Source organism: Streptomyces iconiensis (genome assembly GCF_028657195.3).
In the GTDB taxonomy this organism is placed as follows: domain Bacteria; phylum Actinomycetota; class Actinomycetes; order Streptomycetales; family Streptomycetaceae; genus Streptomyces; species Streptomyces iconiensis.
Genome location: NZ_JANCPR020000006.1, coordinates 156,436 through 172,598, shown reverse-complemented (window position 1 = coordinate 172,598; position 16,163 = coordinate 156,436). Strand labels below are relative to the sequence as shown.

Annotated in this window: 12 protein-coding genes; 8 read left to right on the top strand and 4 right to left on the bottom strand. The window is 69.8% G+C overall.

Annotated features, from left to right (window positions below):
• Positions 1-28 precede the first annotated feature (28 nt).
• Complete coding sequence (locus tag NMN56_RS08025; protein ID WP_274044387.1) at positions 29-1,342, bottom strand: TadA family conjugal transfer-associated ATPase; 1,314 nt, start codon at positions 1,340-1,342, stop codon at positions 29-31.
• On the bottom strand, positions 1,339-2,481 hold the full coding sequence (gene ssd, locus NMN56_RS08020) for a septum site-determining protein Ssd (RefSeq protein ID WP_274044388.1): 1,143 nt from the start codon (positions 2,479-2,481) through the stop codon (positions 1,339-1,341). The genes NMN56_RS08025 and ssd overlap by 4 nt, the downstream gene beginning before the upstream one ends.
• Positions 2,482-2,934: 453 nt before the next feature.
• Between ssd and NMN56_RS08015 the strand changes: the two genes are divergently transcribed.
• Positions 2,935-3,786 carry an HAD family hydrolase gene (locus NMN56_RS08015; protein ID WP_274044389.1) on the top strand — a complete coding sequence of 284 codons (852 nt, stop codon included), beginning with the start codon at positions 2,935-2,937 and terminating at the stop codon, positions 3,784-3,786.
• 491 nt (positions 3,787-4,277) lie between these two features.
• Here the strand turns inward: NMN56_RS08015 and NMN56_RS08010 are convergent, their stop codons facing one another.
• Complete coding sequence (locus tag NMN56_RS08010) at positions 4,278-5,141, bottom strand: Fic family protein (RefSeq protein ID WP_274044390.1); 864 nt, start codon at positions 5,139-5,141, stop codon at positions 4,278-4,280.
• Between the two features lie 106 nt (positions 5,142-5,247).
• On the opposite strand from NMN56_RS08010, the gene NMN56_RS08005 reads away from it, so the two are divergent.
• Positions 5,248-6,279, top strand: coding sequence for an ATP-binding protein (locus tag NMN56_RS08005; protein ID WP_274044391.1), 1,032 nt, complete (start codon positions 5,248-5,250; stop codon positions 6,277-6,279).
• Between the two features lie 77 nt (positions 6,280-6,356).
• On the opposite strand, the gene NMN56_RS08000 is transcribed toward NMN56_RS08005, so the two are convergent.
• Positions 6,357-7,595 carry a polysaccharide deacetylase family protein gene (locus tag NMN56_RS08000; RefSeq protein ID WP_274044393.1) on the bottom strand — a complete coding sequence of 413 codons (1,239 nt, stop codon included), beginning with the start codon at positions 7,593-7,595 and terminating at the stop codon, positions 6,357-6,359.
• Between the two features lie 264 nt (positions 7,596-7,859).
• Here NMN56_RS08000 and NMN56_RS07995 point away from each other — a divergent pair, with 264 nt between their 5' ends.
• From NMN56_RS07995 to NMN56_RS07970, 6 genes are all read left to right on the top strand, one after another.
• The gene (locus tag NMN56_RS07995) at positions 7,860-10,538 is read left to right on the top strand and encodes a bifunctional SulP family inorganic anion transporter/carbonic anhydrase (protein WP_274044394.1); all 2,679 of its coding nucleotides are present in this window, start codon (positions 7,860-7,862) and stop codon (positions 10,536-10,538) included.
• Positions 10,539-10,670: 132 nt separating this feature from the next.
• Complete coding sequence (gene acs, locus NMN56_RS07990) at positions 10,671-12,635, top strand: acetate--CoA ligase (protein WP_274044395.1); 1,965 nt, start codon at positions 10,671-10,673, stop codon at positions 12,633-12,635.
• A 211-nt stretch (positions 12,636-12,846) separates the two neighbouring features.
• Positions 12,847-14,253: a Na+/H+ antiporter NhaA gene (nhaA, locus tag NMN56_RS07985; protein ID WP_274044396.1), complete on the top strand. Its 1,407-nt coding sequence runs from the start codon at positions 12,847-12,849 to the stop codon at positions 14,251-14,253.
• Between the two features lie 90 nt (positions 14,254-14,343).
• Positions 14,344-14,814, top strand: coding sequence for a phage holin family protein (locus NMN56_RS07980; RefSeq protein WP_274044397.1), 471 nt, complete (start codon positions 14,344-14,346; stop codon positions 14,812-14,814).
• Positions 14,811-15,746 (top strand): alpha/beta fold hydrolase, encoded by a 936-nt coding sequence (locus NMN56_RS07975; RefSeq protein ID WP_274044398.1) that lies wholly within the window; start codon positions 14,811-14,813, stop codon positions 15,744-15,746. The genes NMN56_RS07980 and NMN56_RS07975 overlap by 4 nt, the downstream gene beginning before the upstream one ends.
• 109 nt (positions 15,747-15,855) lie before the next feature.
• Entirely contained in the window at positions 15,856-16,041 is a 186-nt protein-coding gene (locus NMN56_RS07970) for a hypothetical protein (protein ID WP_274044399.1), read from the top strand.
• The last annotated feature ends 122 nt before the right edge of the window (positions 16,042-16,163 follow it).

Below are 16,163 nucleotides of genomic sequence, written 5' to 3'. Positions count from 1 at the left end.
GGCAACCCCGCCCCGCCGAACTCCCCCGTCAGCACCCGCTCCCCCTCCCCCGCCCGTCACCGGGCCCTTCCACGACCCCGCCGAGGGCGGTACGGGGACCATCGGCCATACCGCGCCGGCACAGCCACTCCAGCCGCCCCCACCCGCGTTCGGTCACGAAGCCCTCGTTCTCTCCCTCCTCCGGCCCGCGCCAGACGGCTGCCGGAACCGTCGTCACCAGCCCCTTCGCGTCCCTCTCCAGTACGTGGATCTGCGCGATCCACCGCCTCCCCGAGCGCCCGCGCACCAGATGCACGACCACATCGAGGGCCGCGGCCAACTGGCTGTGCAGCGCCGCCCGGTCGAGCCCGGCCGTCGTCCCCAGCGCCTCCAGCCGCGCGGGGACATCGTCGGCGGCGTTCGCATGCACCGTTCCGCACCCGCCCTCGTGCCCCGTGTTCAGCGCCGCCAGCAGGTCCGTCACCTCGGGGCCGCGCACCTCGCCGACCACCAGCCGGTCCGGCCGCATCCGCAGTGCCTGGCGCACCAGGTCCCGCAGCTCCACGCGGCCCACGCCCTCCTGGTTGGCCGGGCGGGCCTCCAGCCGCACCACGTGCGGGTGGTCGGGGCGCAGTTCGGCCGAGTCCTCGGCCAGCACGATTCGTTCCTCGGGCCTCACAAGCCCCAACAGCGTGGACAGGAGCGTCGTCTTGCCCGAGCCCGTGCCGCCGCTGACGACGAAGGACAGCCGGGCGTCCAGCACGGCGCTCAGCAGCCGTTCCCCACCGGGCGGCACCGTCCCCGCCGCCACCAGCTCACCGAGGCCGAAGGCACGGGGGCGCACCACCCGCAGGGACAGGCAGGTGCACCCGACGGCCACGGGCGGCAACACCGCGTGCAGCCTCGTCCCGTCGGGCAGCCGCGCGTCCACCCAGGGCCGCGCGTCGTCCAGTCGCCGTCCGGCCGAGGTCGCCAGCCGCTGCGCCAGGCGCCGGACGGCCGCGGCGTCCGGGAAGCGCACACCTGTCAGCTCCAGCCCGCGTCCCCGGTCGACCCATACCTGGTCGGGTCGCGTCACCAGCACATCGGTGACCTCCGGCTCCGCGAGCAGCGGCTCCAGGGGCCCCGCACCGACCAGTTCGGAACGGAGCGACTCCACCACCCCCAGTACCGCGCTGTCCCCCATCAGCCGCCCGTGCGCCCGCAGCGCCGCCGCGACCCTGGAGGGGGTCGGCTCAGCCCCCGACTCCGCCAGGCTGCGCCGTACGGAGTCCAGCAGCGCCGCACCCGAACCCGGCCGCCAGGCCCGGACGGCGGTTCCCCGGACGACCGTTCCCCGTTCCGTTCCGTCCGCCGCACTCATGCCGCCACCTCTCCCCCGCTGAGCGCCTGGTCCCAGAAGCCCCGGCAGAACCGGGCCAGCGCTCCGTCCTTCTCGTATCCGGGCGGCATCCCCCGGTCGATGGCCTCCAACAGGCCGCGTTCCCATGGCAGTTCACCGGCGAGTGGCAGGCTGAGCAGGCGCGCGACCTCCTCGTCGTCCAGCCCGGGCCCATAGCCGGCCGACCCGTCCGGACCTCCCGGCGTCCGCACCACGGCTCGCAGGTCACGCAGGACCATCTGCACCCGTGACGCCATACGGTGGGCCGCCGCGACAGCACGCAGCTCGGCAGGGACGACCGCCAGCCCCACGTCGAGTTGCACGAGCGCCTCGGCCACGGACTCGTCCACACGCCTGGGCAGATCCACGACGACCACGCCACCGCGCCGCCTTGCGGCGGAGAGCACGGACTTCATCGCGTCCGCCGGGATCAGCACGGAGTCCCCCCGGTCCCAGCTGAGCACGCTCAAGTCGTGCAAGCTCGGCAGCGATTCGGCGAGCGCGGCGCCTCCCACCCGGCCCCGGGACTCCGCGAAGGCAGGCCATCGCAGCCCCTCCGTCCTCTCTCCGCCCAGCAGCACATCGAGCCCGCCGCCGAGCGGATCACCGTCGATGAGCATCGTCCGCTCCCCGGCACGCGCCGCCGTGACCGCCAGGGCGCACGCCAGCGTGGAGGCTCCCGCGCCACCCCGGCCGCCGATCACTCCGACCGTCAGCGCGGGGCGGCCCACTCCCTCCGCGGCGTCGGCGATCCGGCCCGCGAGCCAGCTCTCCGCGTCGGGCAGCACGACCACGCCCTCGGCCCCGATACGGGCGCCGCGCTGCCACACACCCGAGTCGTCGAGGTCCCGGCCGACAAGCAGTACTCCAGGTCTGCGCAGAGCTGCTCCGGGACCCGTGTCGTCCGGCCCGGCGAACCCGGCCGAGGCCGCGCAGTCGTCGCCCACGAGCACCAGCGGTGCCCGCTGCCAGGAGGCGGCGCCGCTCCAACTCGCCCAGCCGGCGCCGTACTCCGGAGCGCCGTGCGCGACCTCGGCTTCAGCACCGGCGGCTGCGCACAGTCGCAGTAGGTCATCAAGGAGTTCCTCGTCCTCGGTGACAATCAGAATGTTTTCGGCCATGATCCCGGCCCCCTTCACCGCGCACCCCCTCGCATCCGCAAACAGCTGCGGACGCCGTCGGGAATCACAGTGCGGCGAAGCGGGAAAACGTGGGGATCATGGTCCAAAACTGTGGACAACTCGGCGGTTGTGAAAAACTCGGCCACCCATACCGGTGACTTTCAGAGAGCAGCACCGCGATTACCCTCAGTTACTTACCAGGGGAATCGGAACGACCGCTTCCCTATGATCAAAAAAGGCCAGGCCCACCGGGCCTGGCCTCTGAAAAAGCGTCTGGACATGCGACGACCCCCGCCGGGGGGGAGAGCGGGGGTCGTCCCCACGGCCGACTCGGGGGGGGAGGAGTCGGGCCGGGTTAGCACGGTCGCGAACGATCCGTGACTTCCATGGTGTACCCGAGAGCCTTCTCAGGCAAACCCACGCGCCACACCTTACGCCGAATGGTTGGCGCCTATGCTCGCTCTCGTGGAAAACCTAGCGATGCCCCGCACAGCCGCCTTCTTCGATCTGGACAAGACGGTCATTGCGAAGTCGAGCACGCTCACCTTCGGCAAGTCCTTCTACCAAGGTGGCCTGATCAATCGCCGTGCGGTCCTCCGCACCGCCTACGCGCAGTTCGTATATCTCCTCGGAGGCGCCGACCACGACCAGATGGAGCGGATGCGGGAGTTCCTTTCGGCTCTCGCCCGCGGCTGGGACGTGGGCCAGGTCAAAGAGATCGTCGCGGAGACGATCCACGACCTGATCGACCCCATCATTTACGACGAGGCCGCGTCCCTCATCGAGGAGCACCACCTCGCGGGCCGGGACGTGGTCATCGTCTCGACCTCGGGGGCCGAAGTGGTGGAGCCGATCGGCGAGATGATCGGCGCCGACCGCGTCGTCGCGACCAGGATGGTGGTGGAGGAGGGACGCTTCACCGGCGAGATCGCCTACTACGCCTACGGTCCCGCCAAGGCCGAGGCGATCCGCGAGCTGGCCGCGTCCGAGGGCTACGACCTGGATCGCTGTTACGCCTACAGCGACTCGGCCACGGACCTGCCGATGCTGGAGGCCGTGGGCCACCCGTACGCGGTCAATCCCGACAGGGCACTGCGCAAGGAGGCCGTGACGCGCGAATGGCCCGTGCTGTCCTTCTCGCGGCCCGTACGGCTCAAACAGCGGATGCCCGCACTCTCCATGCCGTCCCGGCCCACTGTGGCGCTCACAGCCGTCGCCGTGGGCGCCGCAGCGGCGACGGCTGGACTGGTGTGGTTCAACAATCGGCGCCGTGGCCGCCGGCGTACGCCTCTCCATGTGTTTTGAGGCATTCGCCAGAACAAGTCCTTTTCCTCGTATATGAAGCGGAAAGTAAAGATCTGTGGAGAGGGCTTCCGCTTGGCCCCGCCGCGGAGTACAAAGGAATCAACGGCCCGCGAGACCAGCGGCATCCGAGAGGATCCCGTTTCTGCGCACAAGGCCCCACGGACCGGATGCATGAACACTGGGCACCCACGCGACGCGTAGCCCGCGTATCGGGCCGGTCCCAGCAGGAAACGGGCAAAGTCCCGACCTGATGGGCCAAAATGGAGCACGCTTGGTAACCCGGTGGACATGTCAGCGGCGGCACCCGTAAGCGGGAGCCGCCGCATTTCTGTCTCCGGAGCCCCCGCCTCCCGCCGCCTCCGAAGCCGCTCCTGTAGTCGCTCCCCCGGGGAGCCTCCCGCTCGCACGCCTTCTGGCCGCATACGCGACACCAGTAGTCGCCCGGTACGGCACTCGTACAGCGCCCCGCCCGCCGAAGGGAGACGGACCCGTCAGGCGGCGCCGCGCTGGAGCGCCTCGCAGACCGCCGTGCTCTCCCGTACGCCCAGCTCGACGGCGCGACCGCAGTGAGCGATCCACTCGGCCAGCCCCTCCGGGGTCCCGGACGCGAAACCGCGCAGGGCATGGAGGTAGACATCGCGTCCCTGCTCGGCCTGTCCGACCTCGGCCGGGCAGATGGCCTTGGGATCGAGACCGCTGCCGACCAGCACTATCCGTTCGGCGGCGCGCGCCACTGGACCGTTGTACGAGCCGAAGGGGCGCAGCACCTGTAGTTCGCCGTGCACCACCGACGCGGTGACCAGCGCGGGCACCGAGGTACCGCCCGTCACGAGCTGTGTCAGACCGTCGAGGCGGGCCGCCACCTCGTCACCACTGGGCAGGGCAAGCCCGAGGTCGGGGCCCTCGACCTGTTCACCGGCGTGCCGGGGCCTGCCCACGGTCTCGTCCGGCGCGACGCGCCCCGCAGCCACCAGATGCAGCCGGGCGAGCACGCGCAGCGGCGACTGCTGCCACACATCCAGGAGTTGGCCGGACTCGGCCGTCACGCGCAGGGCCGCTCCAACGGTGCGGGGCTCGCCGTCGACGCTGAAGTCGCTGCGCCGCCGCACCTCTTCCAGCGCCCAGTCGGCACCGTCCAGCGCCGCGGAAGCACGGGCTCCGCGCAGCGCGGCCTCCGCGCTCACCTCACTGCTGCGGCGTCGCATGACGCGATGCCCGTAGGCCCTGTCGACGGCTTTGCGTACGGATTCCACAGCCTCGGGCACACCCGGCAGTGCGGCCAGGGGGGCGAGCGGGTCTGCGGCGGGGGTTCCGGGCGCCGACGCGCGGCCTGCGGGGCCAGCGGAGCTACTCATGGGTTCGACCCTACGCACCCTCCGGGGCGCCCCAACCCCACGTTCGAGTGGTCTTCTTCACTCACGGCTCCATGAGCGGCCCCTTGCGCGCATTACGCTAATGAACATGAAGATCGCTTTCGTAGGGAAGGGCGGCAGCGGCAAGACGACGCTGTCGTCACTGTTCATCCGCCACCTCGCCGCACGCGGCGCCCCCCTTGTGGCCGTGGACGCCGACATCAACCAGCACCTGGGGGCGGCGCTCGGCCTCGACGAGGACGAGGCGGCGGCGCTACCGGCGCTGGGGGCCCATCTGCCGCTCATCAAGGAGTACCTGCGGGGGTCCAACCCCCGGATCACGTCGGCCGAAACGATGATCAAGACGACGCCGCCCGGCGAGGGCTCCCGCGTCCTGCGTCTCACCGAGGACAACCCGGTCTACCGGGCGTGCGAGCGGACCGTCGCCCTGGACGGTGGTGCGATCCGGCTTCTGGCGACCGGACCCTTCACCGAGTCGGACCTCGGTGTCGCCTGCTACCACTCCAAGACCGGTGCGGTCGAGCTGTTCCTGAACCATCTCGTGGACGGCCGCGAGGAGTTCATGGTGGTCGACATGACGGCGGGCAGCGACTCGTTCGCCTCCGGGATGTTCACCCGCTTCGACATGACCTTCCTGGTGGCCGAACCGACCCGTAAGGGCGTGTCGGTCTACCGCCAGTACAAGGAGTACGCCCGGGACTTCGGCGTCCCATTGAGAGTCGTGGGCAACAAGGTACAGAGCGAGGACGACCTCGACTTCCTGCGCCAAGAGGTCGGCGAGGACCTCCTGGTGACCGTCGGGCACTCCGACTGGGTGCGCGCCATGGAGAAGGGCCGTGCCCGTCCGTTCGCCGAACTGGAGGAGCCCAACTCCCGTGCGATGGAGGCCCTTCACGAGGCGGCGGACGCCGTCTATGAGCGGCGCGACTGGGAGCGCTACACCCGTCAGATGGTCCACTTCCACCTGCGCAACGCGGAGAGCTGGGGGAACGCGAAGACCGGGGTCGATCTGGCCGCGCAGGTCGACCCGTCGTTCGTCCTGCGTGAAGACGTCACACGCGGACAGGACGCGCCGCGCGGGGGCGCTCCCCGTGGGAGGAGCGCCCCGCAGCCGGCCTGACCTCCGGACGCTGCCCCCTCGTGCCCCGTTCCGGCGTGCCGTGCCGGAACGGGGCCTCTCTCAGCGCGCGCCTTCCCTCACCGTGCCTGGGCCGGCGTCCGGTCGATGGTGAGGAAGGAGCGCCAGCCCGTGGCGGGACGCTCGCCCACCTGGAGGGTGCGCAGTTTTGCGAGCACGCGGGGGTCCTGGGTGTCGAGCCAGTCGGCCAGCTGCCGGAACGAGACGCACCGGACGTCCTTCTTGGTGCAGACGGTCTTCATGACGTCCTCGATGGCATCCATGTAGACGCCGCCGTTCCAGTTCTCGAAGTGGTTACCGATGATCAGCGGGGCGCGGTTGCCTGTGTAGGCGCGCTTGAAGCCCTGTAGCAGGCCGTCGCGCATTTGCCGCTTGTAGGCGGGCCGCTTCTCGGCCGGCCCGTTGACGGTCACGGACTGGTTGACGAGGAAGTTGTAGTCCATGGAGAGCGTCTCGAACTTCCGCCCCGGCATGGGGACCTGCTGGAGCGGCATGTCCCACAGCCCGTTGCGCTTGGCGGGCCACACCTGTTTGCCGTTGCCGCTGGAGTCGTAGCGGAAGCCCATCTGCCGGGCCGCCGACAAGAGGTTGGTCTGGCCCTCCAGGCAGGGGGTGCGGCCTCCGACCATCTCCCTGGCGTAGTTGAACGGGAGAGGCTTGGCCTTCTTCCACCCGGTCGTCGTCTTCCAGTTCTCGACGAACCACCGTGCCTGCCGGATCTCGCTCTTCCACTGCTCGACCGACCAGTCGCCCACGCCGCCGGGCCCGCAGAAGTGGCCGTTGAAGTGGGTGCCGATCTCGCTGCCGTCCAGCCACGCCTTGTGGACTTCCTTGAGCGTGGCACGGATGTTCTTGTCCTTGAGGTAGCCGATGTCGGAGGCCCCCTGGGCGTGACCAGGCGGGGAGTAACGTTTCGCCTGCTTCTCGGGCAGCGTGTAGACACCGCTGAGGAAGTAGGTCTGCGCGGCGCCGTACTTCTTCCCGGCCTTTCGGAAGCGGGAGAAGAGCTTCTTGCTGTCCTCGCCGGCACCGTCCCAGGAGAAGACGACGAACTGCGGGGGCTTCTTCCCTGGCTTCAGCTGACGCGGGTTCGGCTGGCGCGGCTGCCGGCCGATGAAGGACGTGGATCCGTCCCCGATGAGCCTGACCTTCGACTGCGGCTTCTCCTTGGGCGCCGCGTGGGGCGCCCCTTCAGGGAGCTCCGCCGTACCTCCGGAACACCCAGCGACGACCAGGGTCAGCGCCAGCGCTGCCATGACCACCGCGGGGTCAGCAGGTCGTCTTCGAGTGGCTGTCATCAGCCTCACCTCGTCCTCTCGCCTCGTCTCGCCGGTCACCGGTCCGGGACCGGCGGGTACACGCGAACCAAACGTGACATGAGACGTAAAGCAGACAAATAGGACAAGCGGCTTTGTCGTGTCGTTCACTCGATGGGCGGAAGTAAGGGGCCCATACGGCCACCTCACGCTTCTCCATGCCTTTACTCGTTATTACGCTCCATTTACCGATGCTTGGGAGTACCCAGACGGTCACGCACCGTGCCATCCACCGAAGGAGACACGATGTCCGCCTGCACCCCTCTGCGTAGCGGCGATGCCGACCGCTCCAAGGGCCATGCCTCCGCACACCGACCGAACGCAGACGATGACCCCAAGCCGGGCGGCCCTTGGTCGCGCAGACGCTGGGGTGCCGACTTCTCCGCCTCGATCGCCGTCTTCCTGATCGCCCTGCCGCTCTCGCTCGGTATCGCGCTGGCCGCAGGGGCGCCGCTTCAGGCCGGCCTGATCGCGGGCGCCGTGGGTGGCCTGGTGTGCGGGTGGCTGGGTGGCGCACCGCTCCAGGTGACGGGGCCGGCCGCCGGACTCACCGTCATCACGGCCGAGTTGATCCAGACGTATGGCTGGCGCACCACATGTGCCATCACCGTGATGGCAGGGCTGGCACAGATCGCGCTGGGATGTCTGCGGATCGCACGCTCGGCGCTCGCGGTCAGCCCCGCGATCGTGCACGGAATGCTGACCGGGATCGGCGTCACCATCTCGCTCGCCCAGCTCCACGTCATGCTCGGCGGGAGCCCCGCGAGTTCGCCCCTCACCAACGCGCTGGAACTGCCGCGGCAGTTGGTGGAGGTGCACCCTGCCGCGCTGTCCATCAGCATGCTCACCGTGGTCGTCCTGCTGGCCTGGCCGTGGCTCAAGGAGCACGGAGGAGCCATCGGGCGGTACACGGGCAAGGTGCCGCCGGCGCTGGCGGCCGTGGGGCTGGCGACCATCGCTGCGACGATCGCCGACATGCGGCTGCCCCGCGTCGACCTGCCCTCCTGGCATACGCACGCACTGCCCCAGATGCCGGAGGGCCCCGTTCTCGGGATGGCCACGGCGGTGCTGATGCTCACGATGGTCGCCAGCGTGCAGGCGCTGCTCTCCGCGGTCGCGGCGGACAAGCTGACGGCCGCGCGGCGGGGCGAGGAGAGGGTGCCGAGGAGCGACCTGGACAAGGAGCTACGAGGGCACGGCGTGGCGAACGTCGTCTCAGGAGGGCTCGGCGGGCTGCCGGTCACCGGCGTGGCCGTACGCAGCTCGGCGAACATCGCCGCGGGAGCCGTGAGCCGTAACTCCGCGCTGCTACAGGGCGTATGGGTACTGCTGGCCGCCGCGCTTCTGGTCGGGCCGCTGGAACAGATTCCGCTGGCGGCACTGGCGTCGCTGGTGATGGTCGTCGGCGTGCAGATGGTGAACCTCACGCACATCCGGAGTGTCACCCGGCACCGGGAGGCCCTGGTGTTCGGCGTGACGACGGTGGCCGTGGTGTTCATCGGCGTGCTGGAGGGCGTCGGGATCGGGATCGCCGTAGGGGTGGTGCTCGCGCTGCACCGGCTGGCGCGCACCCGGATCTCCGTCGAGCAGACGCACAGCGAGGAACCGCGCACCGAGAGGACGGTCAGCGAGAAGGCGCACAGCGCGGTGTCGGTCAGCGACGGCACGGCCGGCGACGGGATGGTCCGCCAAAAGGCCGTCGGAGAAGGCGGGCCGGTCGGGACGCAGGAGCCGGACGGGGCGGACGGAGAAGCCGGGGCCGGCGGGAAGAGCGGTGCGGTAGGCGGAGCCCGAGCGGGCGAGGAGGCCGGTGTCCAGGCGGCCGACGAGGAGTACGAGAGGGAGGAGTACGAGGACAAGGAGTACGAGGGGGAGGCCGGGGGCCGGGCGGACGGGTCGGTCGGTGTCTATCGGGTGCTGGTGCGGGGGCAGTTGACGTTCCTGGCGGTGCCGCGGCTGAGCCGGGCGCTGGCACGGGTTCCGGAGGGAGCCAAGGCAGTGGTGGAGTTGGACGGATCGTTTATGGACCATGCGGCGTACGAGGCGTTGGACGACTGGCGCGTGGCGCACACGGCGCAGGGCGGCAGCGTGGAAGTGACGGGGCGCGCGGGGCAGCACATCGCGGAGCCGCCGGGCTCGCACACATGCAAGCCGTGGACGCCCTGGCGCAACCACCAGTGCACCCGGCCGCACGACGAGCACACGCAGCACACTCCCCGGCGCCGGCAACTGCTGGGCGGCGTACGCAACTTCCAGCGCACGACGGCCCCACTCGTACGGGACGAGTTGGCGCGGCTGGCGAAGGAGGGTCAGCGGCCCTCGCAGCTCTTCCTGACGTGCGCGGACTCACGGCTGGTCACCAGCATGATCACCTCCAGCGGCCCCGGCGATCTCTTCACGGTGCGCAACGTCGGGAATCTGGTGCCGCTGCCGGGCGAGGAGACGGGCGACGAGTCGGTGGCCGCCGCGATCGAGTACGCGGTTGACGTGCTCAAGGTCGGGTCGGTGACCGTGTGCGGCCACTCCGGATGCGGCGCGATGCAGGCGCTGCACAGCCAGGGTGCCGACCCGGACAGCGACTCACCTCTGGGCCGTTGGCTGCGGCACGGCCGCCCGAGCCTGGAGAGGCTCGCCGCGCCGGACGGCGCGGGCATCGCCGACCGGGAGACGGCGGACGAGGTCGAGGCGCTCTGTCTGGCCAATGTGGTGCAGCAGTTGGAGCACCTGTCGGCGCATGAATGTGTGGCCCGCAGGGTGCGGGAGGGTGCTCTTGAGCTGCACGGGATGTACTTCCACGTCGGGGAGGCCCAGACCTACGTGCTCGATCTGAACGGCACGGACGTGGGTCGTCCTGTGTTCGCCGCCGTACGCCCCGAGACACCTGCGGTCCGAGGCGGGGCGGAACAAGAGAGGGGGGAGGGATGAGGGAGAGTGGGCAGGAAAGCAGGACCGGCGACAGGTCTACACCATTTTCGTCGTCGGCCCTTGTCACAGAGGTGGGGCGGCTGATGAGCTATGGCCCGGGACACAGCGCACACCCTGGGAATGGGAGATGTCGTGAGCAACGAAAGCCTGGCCAATCTTCTACGCGAAGAGCGGAAGTTCGCCCCGCCCGCCGAACTGGCCGCGAACGCCAACGTGAAGGCGGACGCGTACGACCGGGCGAAGGCTGACCGGCTGGGTTTCTGGGCCGAGCAGGCACGCCGCCTGAGCTGGGGCACCGAACCGACCGAGACGCTCGACTGGTCGAACCCGCCGTTCGCCAAGTGGTTCAAGGACGGCAAGCTCAACGTCGCCTACAACTGTGTGGACCGCCACGTCGAGGCGGGCAACGGTGACCGGGTCGCCCTCTACTTCGAGGGCGAGCCCGGAGACACCCGGACGCTCACCTACGCCGACCTCCAGCGCGAGGTCTCGCAGGCCGCCAACGCTCTCATCGAGCTGGGCGTCCAGGCCGGTGACCGGGTAGCCATCTACCTTCCGATGATCTCCGAGACGGTCGTGGCCATGCTGGCCTGCGCCCGGATCGGCGCACCGCACTCGGTCGTCTTCGGCGGCTTCTCGGCCGACGCGCTCGCGACCCGTATCGAGGACGCGGACGCGCGGGTGATCATCACGGCCGACGGCGGGTACCGCAAGGGCGCGGCCTCCGCGCTCAAGCCCGCCGTCGACGAGGCGCTGACCAAGCCCGGGACCGAGAATGTGCGCAACGTCCTGGTGGTGAAGCGCACCGGGCAGGACGACATCGACTGGACCGAGGGGCGCGACCTGTGGTGGCACGAGGTCGTCGGCCGCCAGTCCGAGCAGCACACGCCGCAGGACTTCGACGCCGAGCACCCGCTGTTCATCCTCTACACCTCGGGCACCACGGGGAAGCCGAAGGGCATCCTGCACACCACGGGTGGCTACCTCACCCAGATCGCGTACACGCACCACGCCGTCTTCGACCTCAAGCCGGAAAGCGATGTCTACTGGTGCACCGCCGACGTCGGCTGGGTGACCGGGCACTCGTACATCGTCTACGGACCGCTCGCCAACGGCGCGACGGAGGTGCTCTACGAGGGCACGCCCGACTCCCCCCACAAGGGCCGCTGGTGGGAGATCGTGCAGAAGTACGGCGTCAGCCTCCTCTACACCGCGCCCACCGCGATCCGTGCCTGCATGAAGTGGGGCGACGAGATCCCGGCGAAGTTCGACCTGTCCTCGCTGCGCATCCTCGGTTCGGTCGGTGAGCCGATCAACCCGGAGGCATGGGTCTGGTACCGCCACCACATCGGCGGCGACCGTACGCCCGTGCTGGACACCTGGTGGCAGACCGAGACGGGCGGCATGATGATCAGCCCTCTGCCCGGTGTCACGGCCGCGAAGCCGGGCTCGGCGCAGGTCCCGCTGCCCGGTGTCTCCGCGACGGTCGTGGACGACGACGCGAACGAGGTTCCCGACGGCGGGGGCGGCTACCTCGTGCTCACCGAGCCGTGGCCCTCGATGCTGCGCACCATCTGGGGCGACGACCAGCGTTTCCTGGACACCTACTGGTCGCGCTTCGAGGGCAAGTACTTCGCGGGCGACGGTGCCAAGAGAGACGACGACGGTGACATCTGGCTGCTCGGCCGGGTGGACGATGTGATGCTCGTCTCGGGGCACAACATCTCCACGACGGAGGTCGAGTCGGCGCTCGTCTCGCACCCGAAGATCGCCGAGGCGGCCGTCGTCGGGGCGACGGACCCGCAGACGACGCAGGCCATCTGCGCCTTTGTCATCCTGCGCGGTACCGCCAGCGACAGCGAGGGCCTGGTCGAGGAGCTGCGCAGCCACGTGTCCAAGCAGCTGGGCCCGATCGCCAAGCCGAGGCGCATCCTGCCGGTCGCCGAGCTGCCCAAGACCCGCTCGGGCAAGATCATGCGCCGCCTCCTGCGGGACGTGGCGGAGAACCGGACGCTGGGTGACACACAGACCCTCACCGACGCCTCCGTGATGGACCTCATCCAGGAGAAGCTGCCCAGCGCCTCCAGCGAGGACTGAGACACACACCACCACCGCACACACGGAACACGCGTCACACACGCGTACGCGCGCGAGGGGCGCCCGGCTCGACCGGGTGCCCCTCGCGCGCGTTCGTTAGGGTGGCAGGGCCGCGTAAAGAACGGGGCAAGAAAACTGGGGCGAGCCGGGAAGTCTGGTCGGCACACACCACAGGTGTGTCCTGTCAGCAGCGCTACCGGAGGTCACGCCCATGAACCCACCGCCTCACGACAAGGGACGGCGTTCCGTCTTCCTCGGACGGCTGCCGCTGGGGGAACGTACGTTCCTCGCAGAAGCCCTGCGTACCGAGACCGTCGGCGGTGTGCTATTGCTCGCCGCCGCCGTCCTCGCCCTGCTCCTGGCCAACACCGGGGCCAGCGGCTTCTACGAGGACGTCAAGAACTTCCACTTCGGGCCAGAAGCGCTCCACCTGAACCTCTCCGTCGCGGACTGGGCCAAGGACGGGCTGCTGACCGTCTTCTTCTTCGTCGCCGGAATCGAGCTGAAGCGCGAACTGGTCGCGGGCGAGCTGCGCGACGCCAAGGCGGCGGCGCTCCCGATCGTCTCGGCGCTGTGCGGCATGGTCGTGCCCGCGCTCGTCTACGTCGGCTTCACCATGAGCGGCGGCGGGGACATGAACGGCTGGGCCATTCCGATGGCCACGGACATCGCCTTCGCCCTGGGTGTGCTGGCCGTGCTCGGCACCGGACTCCCCTCCTCGCTGCGGGCCTTCCTGCTCACACTCGCCGTCGTGGACGACCTCGGCGCGATCGTCATCATCGCGATCTTCTACTCCGCCGGCATCAGCTTCGCGGCGCTCGGCGCCGCCGTGCTCGGTCTCGCCGTCTTCTGGTTCCTGCACCACAAGGGCGTACGCGGCTGGTACGTCTACGTGCCGCTCGCCCTCGTCATCTGGGGCCTGATGCACGCCAGTGGTGTGCACGCCACCGTCGCCGGCGTCGCGATGGGCCTGATGCTGCGCTGCACGCTCAAACCGGGTGAGACCACCTCGCCCGCCGAGCACATCGAACACGCCGTCAGGCCGCTGTCGGCCGGGCTGGCCGTACCGCTCTTCGCGCTGTTCGCCGCCGGGGTGGCGATCTCCGGAGGCGCACTGACCGATGTCTTCACCAAGCCGGAGACGCTCGGTGTCGTGTTCGGTCTGCTGGTCGGCAAGACCGTGGGCGTCTTCGGAGGCGCCTGGCTGGCGGCCCGCTTCACCAAGGCGGAGCTGAACAAGGAACTCGGCTGGGCCGACGTCCTGGCCATCGCCGCGCTCTCCGGAATCGGCTTCACGGTCTCCCTGCTCATCAGCGAACTCGCCTTCTCCGGCGACGCGGGGCTCGCGGACGAGGCGAAGGCAGCCGTGCTGATCGGCTCCCTGATGGCCGCCGTCCTGGCCGGCGTGGTGCTCAAGGTACGTGCGCGGAAGTACCGTTCGCTGCTGGACGAAGAGGACCGGGACGAGGACGGCGACGGCATCCCGGACGTCTACGAACAGGACAAGCCGGAGTACCACCTGCGTATGGCCGCCCTGCACGAGGCCAAGGCCGCCGAGCACCGCAGGCTCGCCGAAGTGGCCGGGGGCGCAGACGTGACGGACGATGGTCCGGCATGATCTGACCCTGACTGACCGGTAATACGGCTACACAGCTACACAGCCAGGGGAAGTCCCAGGGAACCCACACAACTCAAGGGAGACAGAGCGATGAGCGCAGCCGACGACGGCCGCAGCCTAGGACAGTTGGTCGCGGCGGCGACCGCGGAGATGTCCGCGCTGGTGCACGACGAGATCGCACTGGCCAAGGCCGAGCTGCGACAGGACGTGAAACGCGGCGTCATGGGCAGCGGCGCCGCCGTCGTGGCCGGAGTGTTCCTCCTCTTCGCGCTTCCGGTCCTGAGCTTCGCGGCGGCCTACGGAATCCACAATCTGGGCCTCGGCCTCGCCTGGTCGTTCCTGATCGTGGGCGGCGCCTACATCGTGCTCGCGCTGCTCCTGCTCGCGGTGGCCGCCCTGAAGTTCAAGAAGGTCTCCAAGAGCAAGGGCGCCTCCAAGTCGATCGCCTCGGCCAAGGAGACCGCCGCCGTCCTGTCGAGCGTGAAGCCGCACCCCCGTGCGGGTCAGGACGGTGGGAAGGAAAGCCGCGAGCTTGAGGGTGTGACACGCTCGTCCGTATGACGCTCGCAGAAAGCCCCGCGGCAGTGATCAGGGCAGAAGGTCCCTGGACCCACCGGGACGTGGCCGCCAACGGTGCGCGGTTCCACATCACCGAAATGGGTGAGGGTCCGCTTGTGCTGCTGCTGCACGGCTTTCCGCAGTACTGGTGGACCTGGCGCCACCAACTGCCCGCGCTCGCCGAGGCGGGCTACCGCGCGGTCGCCATGGACCTGCGCGGGGTGGGCGGCAGCGACCGCACACCGCGCGGTTACGACCCCGCCAACCTCGCGCTCGACGTCACCGGCGTCATTCGCTCTCTCGGAGAGCCGGACGCCGCACTGGTCGGGCACGACCTGGGCGGCTACCTGGCGTGGACCGCAGCGGTGATGCGGCCCAAGCTGATCCGGCGGCTCGCCGTGGCATCGATGCCGCATCCCAGGCGCTGGCGGGCCGCGATGCTCGGTGACGTACGGCAGACGGCAGCGGGCTCGTACATCCTGGGCTTTCAGCGCCCCTGGGTGCCGGAGCGTCAGCTCGTCGCCGACGGGGGCGCGTTGGTGGGGCGGCTGATCAGGGACTGGGCAGGTCCGAAGCTCGCCGGGCCGTCGGAGGACACCGCGGTCGCCAACTACCAGCGCGCGATGTGCATTCCGTCAACGGCCCACTGCTCGATCGAGCCGTACCGGTGGATGGTGCGCTCGATGGCACGCCCCGACGGTGTGCAGTTCTATCGGCGCATGAAGCGGCCCGTGCGCGTGCCCACGCTCCACTTGCACGGCTCGCTCGATCCGGTACTGCGGACGCGCAGCGCCGCGGGTTCAGGGGAGTACGTCGAAGCCCCGTACCGCTGGCGGCTGTTCGACGGTCTGGGCCACTGGCCGCACGAGGAGGACCCCGCCGCCTTCACGACGGAGCTGGTGCACTGGCTGAGCGACCCTGAACCCGATCGCTGAGCCGGCCTGCGGCAACTACGCGGCGCCACCCAACATGTGCCCGCCGCATAGGCTGATTGAGGGCCCCGCGGGCGATTACTGACCTTGAGCCAGGGGCAGGGACCGGGGTATGGGCTGGACGCACGACTTCCGTGACGTGGCACGTAATCGCAGCCATATGAGGGACCCGCAGGCGCTTGCTTCACCGCGCCTCGCACCCCGGTTGCGGCCTCCACATCCCGATCTGGGCATTCCCCGCATCCTGCGCCGTCGCGCGCGGTGGGTCGGCGCACGGCTGCGGCATACGCGGACCTGACGGCGCCCCCGCGCCCCTCCGCACACCCGCACCCCTCACACTCAGGCGGCAACGCCTGGGCCCGGCAACGCGCCCAGGCGCGGTACCGCACGTGGCGAATCGGCGCCACAGCCGTGACGGGG

Bases quoted from the DNA above. Each gene is read 5' to 3' on its own strand.
- NMN56_RS07995 (WP_274044394.1), top strand. From the start codon at position 7,860: ATGTCCGCCTGCACCCCTCTGCGTAGCGGCGATGCCGACCGCTCCAAG.
- NMN56_RS07970 (WP_274044399.1), top strand. From the start codon at position 15,856: ATGGGCTGGACGCACGACTTCCGTGACGTGGCACGTAATCGCAGCCAT.
- NMN56_RS08025 (WP_274044387.1), bottom strand. From the start codon at position 1,342: ATGAGTGCGGCGGACGGAACGGAACGGGGAACGGTCGTCCGGGGAACC.
- NMN56_RS08000 (WP_274044393.1), bottom strand. From the start codon at position 7,595: ATGACAGCCACTCGAAGACGACCTGCTGACCCCGCGGTGGTCATGGCA.
- NMN56_RS07975 (WP_274044398.1), top strand. From the start codon at position 14,811: ATGACGCTCGCAGAAAGCCCCGCGGCAGTGATCAGGGCAGAAGGTCCC.
- nhaA (WP_274044396.1), top strand. From the start codon at position 12,847: ATGAACCCACCGCCTCACGACAAGGGACGGCGTTCCGTCTTCCTCGGA.
- NMN56_RS08005 (WP_274044391.1), top strand. From the start codon at position 5,248: ATGAAGATCGCTTTCGTAGGGAAGGGCGGCAGCGGCAAGACGACGCTG.
- NMN56_RS08010 (WP_274044390.1), bottom strand. From the start codon at position 5,141: ATGAGTAGCTCCGCTGGCCCCGCAGGCCGCGCGTCGGCGCCCGGAACC.
- ssd (WP_274044388.1), bottom strand. From the start codon at position 2,481: ATGGCCGAAAACATTCTGATTGTCACCGAGGACGAGGAACTCCTTGAT.
- NMN56_RS07980 (WP_274044397.1), top strand. From the start codon at position 14,344: ATGAGCGCAGCCGACGACGGCCGCAGCCTAGGACAGTTGGTCGCGGCG.
- NMN56_RS08015 (WP_274044389.1), top strand. From the start codon at position 2,935: ATGCTCGCTCTCGTGGAAAACCTAGCGATGCCCCGCACAGCCGCCTTC.